Here is a 13,400-nt window from a genome sequence, read left to right as displayed (position 1 = left end):
CGCGCCAAATTTCGCCGTCGAGAACGGCGCTTCGAAAGGACTAGACCCATGCCAGCCCCCGACGGCATCAAGAAGCGGAGCAACGTCCGCGCCAAAGAGAATACCAATACGCTCGGGAAGCTTCTTTCCGCGAGCATAGCTTTGTTTGCAGCCTCGACTGTCCTTTCAGGTGTGGCTTATGCAGGCACTGTCGCGCCTGGCGGTTCCGCAGTTGTTGGTGCCGGTGATCCTGCCGAAACATGGAACGTTCAGAACGACGCAACGCTCGATGTGATGGCTGGCGGTAAGGTAAATGAAACCACCGTGTTCGGCACGTTGAACATGAATGGCGCCACGGCATCACCGAGCGGCGCGCCGAGTGGCTATGTTGTTACCGTCTTTGGCGGCAACGCCAACATCACGGGTTCCTCCCTTTCGGGGCAAGGCGGCCTCGGAATTTCCGGTTTCATCGACACAGTTGGCTCGGCTGTCGTGACCAACAGCGACATTCAGGGTGTTTCGCAGGCCGTGCTTGTCCAGCATGGCAGCACGCTGAACATGACCGGCGGTACCGTCAAAGGCGGCACGCACGGCTTTGAACTGATCAATGGTGCCGATGTCATCATCGACGGAACGACGATCACTTCCGGTGGTGTCGGAATATTTGCCTATGCGGGTAGCAGTGCAGGTGCTGTCGGATCGAACGTGGAACTGCGCAATGGCAGCATCACCTCCGTTGGCCATGGCGTTAACCTGCGCGATGGCTCACGCGCCGTTATCAGCGGGTCCAAGATCGAAACGACTGGAGCCAATGCCCGTGGCGTGTTCGCGAATGGCATTGGCACCCATGCCGAGATTACCGACACGGATATTATCACGCGGTCCAATACGGCTCCGGGTATTGAACTTGCTGCGGGCGCATCGGCGAATGCGACCAATGTGAACATCACCACGAGTGGTAGTACGTCGTCGGGCGCCCGCGTGAGCGGTGATGGCTCAACGCTCGTTTACAAGGGCGGCAATATTTCAACGACTGGCGGCACCGCACACGGCATCGATGCGTGGAGCGGCGCTCAGGTGAGCGTCGATAACGTCAATATCAAGACGGGAGGCAGCAACAGCGCCGGCCTGCGGCTCAATTATGCCGGGACCTCGCTTGTCGCAAATGGTGGCACGATCAACACGTTGGGTGCCAATGCCTACGGTGTCGATGTAGCTGCTGGCGCCAAGGCAGAAGTCAACAACGTCGATATCACGACGGCTGGCGGTGGTGCTTACGCAGTTCGTGTATCCAATGTGGGATCGGAAGCTGTTATCAACGGTGGCAACCTTACTGCGTCGGGTGTGAACAGCGCGGGCATAATGGCAAGGGCCGGTGGGCAGGTGGTTGCGAACGATGTGAATATCATCATGCTCGGCGGGAACGGAGCTGCCGTCTGGGCAGGTGATGCAGGTTCCTCGGTAACATATAATGGTGGATCGGTGACCACTTCAGGTGTGACCCGAGCATTCAATATAGAACGCGGTAGCCATCTCGACGCATCGAATGTCGTTGTCTCGACGTCAGCTCAAGATAGCCATGGTGTGGTTCTTTCCAGCAACTCAACCGGCTCGGTGTCTAATCTGGATATTACGACCTCAGGTCTCAAAGCCTATGGGGTCGCTATTCAGCGCAATTCCGAACTCGACGTTGCAAACACAAAAATCGTCACTGGTGGGCAGACGGCTTATGGCTTGACAGCACAAACTGGCAGTAAGCTCGAAGCAACGAATATTCTCGCGACCACAACCGGTGAAGGCTCTTTTGGCATTCGTGTCCTGGACGCTGATACACAGGTTGATGTATCAAGTGGCAGCTTCCGAACCGACGGTGTTGGTGCTGACGGTGTGAACGTGACGACCGGTGCCGTTGTCAACATCGCTCATGAAGACGGTGCGCTGAACACGCGAATTACGACGACGGGTGCCGAGGCAGTTGCTCTTCACGCTCTCAACGGCGGTACGATCAACGCATCGGGTGCAGATGTGAGAACGCTGGGTAACGGTTCGCACGCTGTGGTTGCCGCAGGCGGCAGCACCGTCAACCTGACCGGTGGCGGGTTCAATCCGAACGGAACCGGTGCTCATGGTGTGGTGGCGTCCGGTGGCAGCACTGTCACCATGAACAGCTCGATCTTCCAGGTGTTTGGTGCAGATAGCCATGGCGTTTCTCTGGCGAATGACAGTATCGTCATCGCGGAACGCTCCTTTATCGGCTCTTATGCTCCGGCCCTGAAGACGGAAAGCGGCAATGTCGTTTACGATCTGCGTAATGGAACACAGGTGGTCGGTACTTACGGTACGGTTCTCTCTGCTGCGTCTGGCTCGACGACCTTGACAGCTGACGGTAATGTTCAGTTGTCGGGTGATATGGTTGTCGAGGCCGATGGTGCGGTGATCGATGCAACCCTGTCGAACAAAAGTCAGTGGTATGGCGCGGCCAAGGGCGTGACGAGCGCATCTGTTGATGGTTCATCATACTGGGCGATGACGGGTTCGTCGGATGTCGGTGCGCTGAGCAATGACGGCGTTGTCGACTTCGATGCGGCTAATCCGTACAAGACACTGAAGGCTGGCAGCCTTGCGATGAATGGCGGTTCATTCATTCTCAACACCAAGCTCAATCAGGGCGGTGCGGCAAGCGAAACCGACAAGATTGTGGTTACGGGCGATGCAACCGGTAACGGCCTCATCAATGTCCGCAACAATGGCGGTGCAGGCGCCTTGACCGGAACTGGTGCAACCGATGGCATTCAGGTTGTTGAGGTCGGTGGCGCAAGCGACGCCGAGTTCAAGCTCGGTTCGGCAGCCGTTGTCGGTATCTATGATTACCAGTTGAAGAAGGCCGATGGCCAGAACTGGTATCTGCAGACCGAAGGCAGCGATGTCGTTGATCCGCCTGCCTGCGCGCCTGGCGTCGATTGCCCAGGTGACGGTGGAGACGATGGCGATGGTACCGGTAATCCTGGTCCAAGCACGGGCCATGTTGTCGATATCGTACCGGGTTACAACATCGCGCTTTCGGCAGCCCAGAACCATGTCCTGACCTCGCTTGACACGTTCCATGAGCGTCTGGGTGAATTGCGCGCCGAAGAGCTGCAGGATGGCTACCATGCCTGGATGCGCGGCATTGGCAAGACGGGTTCCTATTCGCCAAAGAGCATCACCGGTTATAATGGCCATGGCTTTGACATGACGACTGCTGGCGTTCAGATCGGCGCTGACTATTCGAAGAGCGATGTGTTTGTTGCTGGCGACAAGCTCACCATTGGCATGTTCGGCGAATATGCCAATTCGAGCTTCGATGTGCGTGGCCGTACCGCTGACGGTTCGATCTCATCGAAAGGTCTGGGTGGCTATGTGACCTGGCAGCAGAAGGCTCCAACCGATCGCAAGCCTGGTACCGGCGCTTATGTCGACGCCGTGGTGAAGCAGGACTGGCTCGAATTTGGTGTCAACGCCAAGTCTGTCTCCGGATTTGACCTGCAGAACGGTTATAAGGGCAAGGCTACCACCGCGTCGATTGAAACGGGATACGGCTTCGATCTTGGCAACGATGTCGTGCTGCAGCCTCAGGCTCAGCTGACCTGGTCGAAGGTGAAGGCCGACAGCTTCACCGACAGTTACGGCATTGCCGTGCACGGTCAGGAAGCTGAATCGCTGATTGGTCGCGTCGGCGTGCGTCTGGAAAAGACCTTCTACTTCGGTGATGAAGAAGAGACGGTTGAAGCAGCCCCTGTTCCTGCACCAAAGGCGCAGAAGCAGGTGAAGGGCAAGAAGGGCAAAGCCGCCAAGGCTGTTCCTGCTGTCCTGCCGGACGCGCCGAAGAAGAAGAAGTTTGTCAAGTCGGTTACAACTTATGCGGACGCCAATGTGAAGCATGAGTTCAAGGGGAAGAACGGTCTTGTTGCTTCCAACACCGGCATTGGCAATGACATGGGTGGCACGCGGTATGACGTCGGCGTTGGCGTGGTTGCCCGTGTGTCGGAAAATGTCAGCCTGTTCGGGCGTGGCTCTGTCGAATTCGGCGGCTCCACCAATGTTGCAGGCAAGGTCTCTGGCGGTCTCAAGATTACCTGGTGATCGATAAGCTGCCAGTTCCCGGGCACACAGTTCGCGACCGGGAGGCCAACCATAGATTTCCACCCATTGGTGGAGGTCTATGGGACAGTGAAACCGGAGTGGGGCCGTTGATTGTTCCCTCTTTGGTATCTCTTTCAAATAAAAGCCCGCCCGACTGCTGATCGGGCGGACTTTATCCGTCAGGAAGCCAATCCAACATCTATTTTAAAGTGATAATTCTCTTTCCCTTCATGCCATGGCCAAAAGCCAAAGCGGTAAACCGGTCTGTCGATTGTGCTGGCGATCAAATCGAATGAAGGATTCGCTTACTGGGCAAAAGCTATCGAGCCAGCCTTTGCGGCGTGCGTTGACTACTCCGACGCCGCTATTATCGAAGCATCACAGTTGCCGGTGCCTAGTTCCCCTTACTGATTTCTGGCTCTGCCTCGATCAAATAAGATGGGCTTAGAAAGAGATAGACAGAGTGGTTCTTTTGGAACCATTCTGGCAACCGTCCAACAATTATCCTCCGGTTCCTCCCATGCCCGTCATTCGTGATTTCCAGCCTGCCGATATTGAAACGATCACCACCATCTATACGGAAGCCGTTCTGACCGGCGCGGGCTCCTATGAGATCGAGCCGCCGACAATGGACGAAATGGTGAAGCGTTTTGAGGCATTCGTGGAGCAGGGCTTTCCGATCCTCGTCGCGGAGGAGGATGGTCGGATTCTGGGCTATGCCTATGCGAGTTATTTCCGCGTCAGGCCTGCCTACCGCTGGCTTGCGGAGGATTCGATCTATATCGCCCCGGATGCGAAGGGAAAGGGTATCGGCAAGCTTTTGCTGCGGGAACTCATCGACCGTATTGCTGCATTGGGGTTCCGGCAATTGCTGGCGGTCATCGGCGATGGCGAACACAATATCGGTTCGGTCAAGCTGCATGAGAGTCTTGGCTTCACCCATTGCGGACGTATCGAGGGCTCCGGGTTCAAGCATGGACGCTGGCTGGACACGGTGTTGATGCAGCTACCGCTCAACGGCGGGCGTTCAATCGAGCCGGGGACGCCGCCGCTTTCATGATCCTGTAGTCGCTGCCGAAATCAGCTTTCGACGAGCTTGAGGCTCTTGTCGAACACGCGCAGCACGCGTTCCAGCTCATGGCCGCGCTTCATGATAAGCCCGCTTGCAGCGATGACCGAATAAGCGCCCTGTTTCTGCGCCAGCTTCGGATTCTTCTCGATGCGGAAGAGCGGTACTTCGCTTGCGCGGCGAAAGATGGAAAACACCGCACGGTCAGCCAGATGATCAATGGCGTAATCACGCCACGTGCCGGAGGCAACCATGCGGCCATAAATGTTCAGGATTTTGGCAAGTTCATGCCGGTTGAAACTGATGGGAGCCGGTCGCACACGGTCGATAGGAACGACCTTTGGCGAAGCAGACGAGGGAGAAGGGGATGACAAATCCTCATTCGCCACGCTTGACGTATTCATGTCGTTCCTTTCAGCCTTTTGCAGAGCCGGACCGAAGACCGGGCGGGATCAAGAACAAACTGCGCGCAACCGGTTTGGATATTCGGCAATGGCGACGAAGCGAACCGAACCGGCGCATGACAACAGGGTGATGCTTTTGTGAAGCAATTTCAAGGGGAGGCTTTCGCAGGCCGGTTTTCATCGCCAATTATCTGGCGGGGAAAGCCCCAATAAATAGGGATTATGGGCTCTATATTAGTTATTCACGAAAAGAGAATGCCTGTTTGGAATGGTGATTGTCGGCCACATTTTCGCCTTGTCAGCTTCGCATTCCAGCCTGATTATGGCTTCAGCATCTACACGTTGCCTGAGACGGTTCGGTTCGGGTATGTCCGACCCCAAGCCCCCCGCCCAAAGGACTGCCCGAGCCGAACCAACCTTTTCCAGCCCCCGCTGAACCAAGTTGCAACACTCGCCCAGATGCCAGACGCTACATCAGCCCAAAATGAGAATCTGTTCGATCTGATCGAAACGCATTTCTTGCTGTAAATCGCGCAAGAGCGATGAGGATCGCAGAAAGCTCAAAGGCCGATCGGCTTCTTCTGCTTGAACATGGCCGCGCCATGGATGGGGCCGAGCGAATTGTCATCGCGCGTTTCCTGCAGCACCACCGCACAGCCTGAAACATCCTTGCGTTTCAGTTCCGACGCCGGGATTTCGATCTTCAGCGGCTTGCCGTCCCACATGCCGATCGTATTGGTATCGCGGACAGTGTTGCGATAGGTGACAGCCTCACCGGCATTTTCACCTTCGGTGATCGGAATGGTCACGGAATCGCGGAAATAGAACAGCACGACATGCACCGGCGCTTCCGGCTTCTTGCCTGCACCGATATCGATGGACAGGCGTCCATCATCGAGCTGTGTGATCGAAACCGGCACATCCAGCTTGTTGGCCGCAATCTGCGCCTGAACGGCTTCGCTGTCGCGACCGTTCACTTCCGTCGTACCATTGATGATGGCTTGCGGCGTATAGATCATGCGCGCATTGAAGGAGTTGCGATAGGCGTTCTGCCGGTCGGTGTTTTCCTGGGTGGCAAGCGTGTCGCGCCATCCCATATAATCCCAGTAATTGACATGGAACGACAGCGCCAGAACATTGGGATCGTCGGCATATTTCGCGAAATTCTGGTCAGCCTTGGGGCAGGACTTGCAGCCCTGGCTGGTGTAGAGCTCCAGAACGGCGGTCTTCTTGCCGCTGTCCTGTGCCTTGGCGGGCCCCTGCATGGAGATGCAGCCGGTGAATGCCAGCCCCAGAACGGCACAGATGCTACGCCAGCCGGGCAAATGCTCGCCGGTAAGCCATGAACCTGTCCCATAGAAGGGGGCGTGGAGTATCACTTCGTTTCATCCTGCAATAATTGTCGCTGACATCTATTATGTAAGAAGTCCTGCAATCAATAGGAATTCACGTTGCGGTGAGATTCGCAGGCGTTACGATTCCCATATCTCACCCTTAAGGGCGAATATCACCAAATTAGCCCACAACAGATTGTGCGAGAACGAGACTGGCTGAACATGAGATCGAGCTTGAGAGAAAAAGCCATCGCCATTTGCGATGAGAAGATAGCGAAAAAAGGCGAGCTGGTCGGTATTTCGTTCTATGCTTTCTTTGCCAACAAGAACACGGAGCCGGAATTGCTCATGGAAGCTGCCGAGTGGTGGATCAAGACCCATACCCTTGATCACTTTGAGAAAGCAGTAAAAATCAGAGAAATGATCCGTTCAGGCCGATAGTTTCCGTGTCTAATCTAAAATAAAAAAGCCGCCGGATTTCTCCGGCGGCTTCTGAATTTAAAGCGCGTGCTGATTAAGCAGCGAGATCGCGCAGAACGGTCTGCAAAATGCCGCCGTTCTTCATGTAGTCGAGTTCGTCCAGCGTATCGATGCGGCAGATGAGCGGAACCTTCTTCACCGAGCCGTCGGCATAGGTGATCGAAGCTTCGACTTTCTGGCGCGGACGCACATCGGCGAGACCTTCGATGGAGACCATCTCGTCGCCCTTGAGACCGAGCGTCTGCCAGCTGGTGCCTTCCTCGAAGACGAAAGGCACAATGCCCATGCCGACGAGGTTGGAGCGGTGGATACGCTCGAACGACTGCGCGATCACGGCCTTGACGCCGAGCAGGTTGGTGCCCTTGGCAGCCCAGTCACGCGAAGAACCGTTGCCGTATTCGACGCCTGCGAAGACGACGAGCGGAACGCCCTCGGCCTTGTACTGCATGGCAGCATCATAGATCGAGGTTTCTTCCTTCGACGGATAGTGGATGGTGTAGCCACCTTCACGTCCGTTTTCGCCCAGCATGTGGTTGCGGATACGGATGTTTGCGAAGGTGCCGCGCATCATCACTTCATGGTTGCCGCGACGCGTGCCGTACTGGTTGAAGTCTGCAACGCCGACGCCATGGTCGATGAGGTATTTGCCAGCTGGCGACTGTGCCTTGATGGAACCGGCAGGCGAAATGTGGTCGGTCGTGATCTTGTCGCCGAAGAGACCCAGAATGCGGGCACCCTTGACGTCGCCGATCGTGCCGGCCGACTTGCCCATGCCGACGAAGTAAGGCGGATTCTGCACATAGGTCGAGTTGTCGTCCCACGCATAGGTCTGGCCCGCAGGAACCTGAACGGCCTGCCAGTTTTCGTCGCCCTTGAACACGTCCGCATACTTCTCCGAGAAGATCTTGCGGGTGACGTTCTTGGCGATGAATTCCTGGATTTCCTGAGAGGAAGGCCAGATGTCGCGGAGATATACCGGGTTTCCGTCCTTGTCTTCGCCGAGCGGCTCCTTGGTCAGGTCCTTGGTGACCGTACCGGCAAGAGCGTGGGCGACGACGAGCGGCGGCGAAGCCAGGTAGTTGGCCTGAACGTCCGGCGAAACACGGCCTTCGAAGTTACGGTTGCCGGAAAGAACGGCAGCCGCGATCAGGCCCTTTTCGTTGATCGTCTTGGAGATCGGAGCAGGCAGCGGACCGGAATTGCCGATGCAGGTCGTGCAGCCGAAGCCGACGAGGTTGAAGCCGAGCGCATCGAGATCCTTCTGGAGGCCAGCGGATTCGAGATAGGCGGCAACGACCTGAGAACCGGGAGCCAGCGACGTCTTGACCCAAGGCTTGGTCTTGAGGCCCTTGGCAACTGCATTGCGGGCCAGAAGGCCGGCCGCAATCAGCACGCTCGGGTTTGAGGTGTTGGTGCACGACGTGATGGCGGCAATCGCCACATCGCCATGGCCGAGATCATAGTCTTCGCCTTCAACGGCATAACGCGCGGTCTGGCCGGTGGTCTTCTTGTACTCGTTTTCGAGCGAGGTGGCAAAGCCCGAACCGATGTTTTCCAGTGCGATGCGGCCTTCCGGACGCTTCGGGCCGGCCATCGACGGAACGACGTCGCTCATGTCGAGTTCGAGAATGTCGGTGAAGACTGGATCGGCTGCGCCCTTGTCGCGCCACATGCCCTGTGCACGGCAATAAGCTTCGACGAGTTCGATGCGATGCTCGTCGCGGCCGGTCGTGTTCATGTAGTTGAGCGTTTCGCGGTCAACCGGGAAGAAACCACAGGTCGCGCCATATTCCGGGCCCATGTTGGCGATGGTTGCGCGGTCGGCCAGCGTCATGTTTTCGAGGCCTTCGCCGAAGAACTCGACGAACTTGCCGACAACGCCCTTCTTGCGCAGCATCTGCGTGACGGTGAGAACGAGGTCGGTCGCGGTCACGCCTTCCTTGATCTTGCCGGTCAGACGGAAGCCAACGACTTCCGGCAGAAGCATGGAAACCGGCTGGCCGAGCATGGCAGCTTCAGCTTCGATGCCGCCAACACCCCAACCCAGAACGCCAAGGCCGTTGACCATGGTGGTGTGGCTGTCGGTGCCGACGCAGGTGTCGGGATAGGCAACGGTTTCGCCGTCTTCTTCCTTGGTCCAGACAGCCTGGGCCAGATATTCGAGGTTCACCTGATGGCAGATGCCGGTGCCCGGAGGAACGACGCGGAAGTTCTTGAATGCCTGCTGGCCCCACTTCAGGAAGCGGTAGCGTTCGCCGTTGCGCTGATATTCGAGGTCCACATTGGCCTTGAATGCGCTTGGATTGCCGAATTCGTCGACGATGACCGAGTGGTCGATGACGAGATCGACGGGAACGAGCGGGTTGATCTTTTCCGGATCGCCGCCAAGAGCCTTGAGGCCGTCGCGCATGGCTGCAAGGTCAACGACGGCAGGAACGCCGGTGAAGTCCTGCATCAGCACGCGGGCCGGGCGGTAGGCGATTTCTGCGCCTGCGGAACCGCGGTCGTTCAGCCACTTGGCAACAGCTTCGATGTCCGACTTCTTGACGGAGCGGTCGTCCTCGAAGCGGAGCAGGTTCTCGAGCAGAACCTTCATGGAGAATGGAAGCTTGGAAACGCCTTCGAGACCGTTCTTTTCGGCTTCGGTCAGGCTGTAATAAACATAATCCTTACCACCTACGGTAAGGGTTTTGCGGCATTTAAAGCTGTCGATGTGCGACACTGCGTTCGTCCTTCATGCTACTGGCCGGAAAACCAGGACGAACGCCTCTGCTGCGTTTCAAGGACGCGCCAAGGTGCGGGTGCAGTCATTTCCGCTGTCCGTCCCGATGCCTGTGTCCTTGAGGGCAACAGGTTGAGATCGGCCAAAAATGGTTTCCACGCCGACCGCTGGCGTGGTAGCCCTCATATAGAGAGTTTTCTAAAACGATTCCAGACAGAATATCGTGAATTCGGCCCCTTGCGGCGAAATGTTGCGATGCCTTTCCATAGATTTTCCGAGGGGCCGGTTCTATTGGTCTGGCAATTATCCATCGGGGCTTAGAGGGTATAAAATGCGGCTTGAAGCCGAAAATCTGGCGGGCGAGAGAGGCGGGGAAACGATTTTCGCTGGCCTGTCTTTTGCTCTCAGTGAAGGCGAGGCGCTGGTGGTGACCGGCCCGAATGGCTCGGGCAAGTCCACGCTGCTGCGAATCATCTGCGGCCTGCTTCTGCCAGAAGCAGGAAAGGTGGAACTTCGCGAGGATGGCACAGTTCTTCCGGTGCGCGCCGCCTGCCATTATCTCGGCCATCAGAACGCGATGAAACCGGCGCTCAGCGTGCGTGAAAACCTGTCCTTCTGGCAGAAGTTCAATGGTGCTGCGCAAACGGAGATCGATGAGGCGCTGGAAGCCGTCGATCTGCCCGGCGTGGAGCATCTGCCGTTCGGTTATCTGTCGACGGGGCAGAAGCGCCGTGTTTCCATTGCCAAGCTTCTGGTCAGCCATCGTCCGCTCTGGATCGTCGATGAACCGACCGCCGGTCTCGACAAGGCGTCCGAAGCCCGCTTCGCCGAGCTGATGCGCGGACATATGCGCGACGGCGGCATGATCGTCGCTGCAACGCATATTCCTCTTGGCCTTGAAGGTGTCAGCGCGCTCGACATGGCCGCCTGTTCAGTCGAGGCTGCCTGATGCTGGCGCTTTTTCTGAGAGATTTGCGCCTCAGTTTCCGCGCCGGTGGTGGCGCGCTGATCGGAATCCTATTCTTTCTGGCCGTGATTTCGGTGATGCCCTTCGGCGTCGGGCCTGATCTCAACCTTCTCGCACGCATCGGTCCTGCCATGCTGTGGATCGGCGCGTTGCTGGCAACGCTACTGGGGCTCGACCGGCTGTTTCAGGCTGACCGGGAGGATGGTTCGCTCGACCTGCTGCTGATCGGCGCGGACAGTCACATGCTGGCCTTCACGGTTTTTGTGAAATGCGTGGCCCATTGGGTGGCAAGTGTGCTGCCGCTGGTAATCGCATCGCCAATGCTCGGCCTGTTCATGAACATGGATGCATCGGCAATCGGCGCAACATCGCTGACGCTTCTGGTGGGAACGCCCGCCATCGCCTTCATTGGTGCTGTGGGTGCAGCCCTTGCCGTGGCGCTGCCGCGTGGCGGGTTGCTGGTGTCGGTGATCGTTCTGCCGCTCACCATTCCGGTGCTCATTTTCGGTGTATCAGCTTCGCATGGAGCGACAGTAGACAATGTGCCCTTTCTGGCGCCATTCCTTATTCTTGCAGCACTCACCCTGTTCTTTGCCGTCCTCGGGCCTCTGGCCGCGAGCGCGGCACTGAAAAGTTCGGCGGATTGAACATGATCCCGAAAAGTGGGAACCGGTTTTCGGAAACGATCAAGTTCGGCGGATTGACGCAGTTGATTACGGTCAATTGAACGGCACGGGGGTGGAAGGTAAGTATAGGCCATGGAAAAAGACATGACCAAAGACGCCGTTAAAACCACGAGCTGGCTCGATCTGGCCAATCCCACGCGCTTCCTAGCCTTTGCAGGCAAGGTGTTGCCATGGCTGGCCGTGCTTTCGGTGCTGTTTCTGGCGGCTGGTCTCTATATGGTCTTTTTCCTGTCGCCGGAAGACTACCAGCAGGGCATGACGGTTCGCATCATGTATATCCATGTGCCTTTCGCATGGCTTTCCATGATGTGCTATTCGATCATGGCTGTTTCGGCGCTGGGCACGCTGGTCTGGCGGCATCCGCTGGCCGATGTGTCGATCCGCGCCGCCGCTCCGCTCGGTGCCGTCTTCACCGCGCTTGCGCTTGCCACTGGTTCGCTCTGGGGCAAGCCGATGTGGGGCACGTGGTGGGTGTGGGATGCGCGACTGACTTCGGTTTTCGTGCTGTTCCTGATGTATCTCGGCATTATCGCGCTGTCGCGCGCCATGGACGATCCGGCGAAAAGCGCCAAACCTGTGGCCGTGCTCACGCTGGTCGGCTTCATCAATATTCCGATCATCAAATTCTCGGTCGACTGGTGGAACACGCTGCATCAGCCAGCATCTGTTTTCCGCATGGATGGCCCGACCATCGACGGCTCCATGTTGCGCCCGCTTTTCGTGATGGCCATCGGCTTCTCGCTTCTGTTCTTCACACTGCATATGATGGCCATGCGCAATGAAATCTGGCGCCGCCGCGTCGCGTCGATGAAGAAGCTTGCCGCACGGAATGCCGACCGCAATCGCAAAGCACAGGAGGGTGCAGTATGAACCATCTTGGCTATGTTCTCGCATCCTATGGCATCACGGTCGCGGCACTCGCCGTCACCATCGGCTGGATATTGATCGATCAGCGTATCCAGAAAAACGAACTGAAGCGGCTTGAGGCGCAGGGTGTGCGCCGCCGTTCTGCAAAAGCCCCCGGTAAAGCACAATGACCGAAACGACCGAGAAGCCAGCCGCGCCGAAAAAGCGCTCCACATGGGTTGCCCTGCTGCCGCTGGCGATTTTCGTCGGACTGGCGGCGGTGTTTGCGGTCCAGCTTCTGTCGGGCAAGGACAATACGACGATCCCTTCCGCTTTGATCGGCAAGCAGGCACCGCAGACGAACCTGCCGCCCGTCGAGGGGCTGGTGCGCGATGGCGCGCCTGTTCCCGGCCTCAACAGCGAAGAGTTTAAGGGCAAGCTGACACTGGTGAATGTCTGGGGATCGTGGTGCGTTCCCTGTCGTCAGGAGCACCCGCTGTTGATGGAAATCGCCAAGGATGAACGCATCCGCGTGGTTGGCCTCAATTACAAGGACCAGCCGGAAAATGCGCGCCGTTTTCTCGGCGATCTCGGTAATCCCTTTGCCGCAGTCGGTGCCGACCGCGCCGGGCGTTCAGCCATCGAATGGGGCGTCTACGGCGTGCCGGAAACCTTCCTCGTCGATCAGAACGGCAAGATCGTCTACAAGCATGTCGGGCCGTTTACGCCAGAGTCGGTGAAGAACGATCTGATGCCTGCTGTGGAGAGGGTTCTTCAGTAATAGTCGTTGA

At 57.3% G+C, this 13,400-nt stretch carries 11 protein-coding genes; 8 read left to right on the top strand and 3 right to left on the bottom strand.

Annotated features, from left to right (window positions below):
- Positions 1–48 precede the first annotated feature (48 nt).
- The gene (locus AC1RHM_RS17565) at positions 49–4,101 is read left to right on the top strand and encodes an autotransporter outer membrane beta-barrel domain-containing protein (protein ID WP_036577649.1); all 4,053 of its coding nucleotides are present in this window, start codon (positions 49–51) and stop codon (positions 4,099–4,101) included.
- Positions 4,102–4,621: 520 nt separating this feature from the next.
- The gene (locus AC1RHM_RS17560; protein WP_010657936.1) at positions 4,622–5,161 is read left to right on the top strand and encodes a GNAT family N-acetyltransferase; all 540 of its coding nucleotides are present in this window, start codon (positions 4,622–4,624) and stop codon (positions 5,159–5,161) included.
- A gap of 20 nt (positions 5,162–5,181) precedes the next feature.
- On the opposite strand, the gene AC1RHM_RS17555 is transcribed toward AC1RHM_RS17560, so the two are convergent.
- Both AC1RHM_RS17555 and AC1RHM_RS17550 read right to left on the bottom strand, forming a co-directional pair.
- The gene (locus tag AC1RHM_RS17555; protein ID WP_010657937.1) at positions 5,182–5,574 is read right to left on the bottom strand and encodes a DUF2794 domain-containing protein; all 393 of its coding nucleotides are present in this window, start codon (positions 5,572–5,574) and stop codon (positions 5,182–5,184) included.
- 560 nt (positions 5,575–6,134) lie between these two features.
- The gene (locus AC1RHM_RS17550; protein ID WP_029375846.1) at positions 6,135–6,869 is read right to left on the bottom strand and encodes a DUF1223 domain-containing protein; all 735 of its coding nucleotides are present in this window, start codon (positions 6,867–6,869) and stop codon (positions 6,135–6,137) included.
- Between the two features lie 261 nt (positions 6,870–7,130).
- Between AC1RHM_RS17550 and AC1RHM_RS17545 the strand changes: the two genes are divergently transcribed.
- On the top strand, positions 7,131–7,349 hold the full coding sequence (locus AC1RHM_RS17545) for a DUF6500 family protein (protein ID WP_010657940.1): 219 nt from the start codon (positions 7,131–7,133) through the stop codon (positions 7,347–7,349).
- Between the two features lie 73 nt (positions 7,350–7,422).
- Here the strand turns inward: AC1RHM_RS17545 and acnA are convergent, their stop codons facing one another.
- A complete protein-coding gene (gene acnA / locus AC1RHM_RS17540; RefSeq protein WP_010657941.1) occupies positions 7,423–10,110 on the bottom strand; it encodes an aconitate hydratase AcnA in 2,688 nt (895 codons plus the stop codon).
- A gap of 331 nt (positions 10,111–10,441) precedes the next feature.
- Between acnA and ccmA the strand changes: the two genes are divergently transcribed.
- The 5 genes from ccmA to AC1RHM_RS17515 all read left to right on the top strand — a co-directional run bounded on the left by ccmA (position 10,442) and on the right by AC1RHM_RS17515 (position 13,390).
- Positions 10,442–11,059, top strand: coding sequence for a heme ABC exporter ATP-binding protein CcmA (gene ccmA, locus AC1RHM_RS17535; RefSeq protein WP_010657942.1), 618 nt, complete (start codon positions 10,442–10,444; stop codon positions 11,057–11,059).
- Complete coding sequence (ccmB, locus tag AC1RHM_RS17530) at positions 11,059–11,724, top strand: heme exporter protein CcmB (RefSeq protein ID WP_010657943.1); 666 nt, start codon at positions 11,059–11,061, stop codon at positions 11,722–11,724. Before ccmA ends, ccmB begins: the two co-directional genes overlap by 1 nt.
- A gap of 123 nt (positions 11,725–11,847) precedes the next feature.
- Positions 11,848–12,633, top strand: a complete 786-nt coding sequence (locus AC1RHM_RS17525) for a heme ABC transporter permease (protein ID WP_029375847.1) — start codon at positions 11,848–11,850, stop codon at positions 12,631–12,633.
- The gene (ccmD, locus tag AC1RHM_RS17520; protein ID WP_010657945.1) at positions 12,630–12,800 is read left to right on the top strand and encodes a heme exporter protein CcmD; all 171 of its coding nucleotides are present in this window, start codon (positions 12,630–12,632) and stop codon (positions 12,798–12,800) included. Before AC1RHM_RS17525 ends, ccmD begins: the two co-directional genes overlap by 4 nt.
- Positions 12,797–13,390: a DsbE family thiol:disulfide interchange protein gene (locus AC1RHM_RS17515; RefSeq protein WP_010657946.1), complete on the top strand. Its 594-nt coding sequence runs from the start codon at positions 12,797–12,799 to the stop codon at positions 13,388–13,390. The genes ccmD and AC1RHM_RS17515 overlap by 4 nt, the downstream gene beginning before the upstream one ends.
- The last annotated feature ends 10 nt before the right edge of the window (positions 13,391–13,400 follow it).

The sequence above is a fragment of the Brucella sp. GW823-FHT04E01 genome (assembly GCF_058796175.1).
The sequence above is the reverse complement of the archived record's forward strand: the minus strand, read 5'-3'. Positions and strand labels throughout refer to the sequence as shown.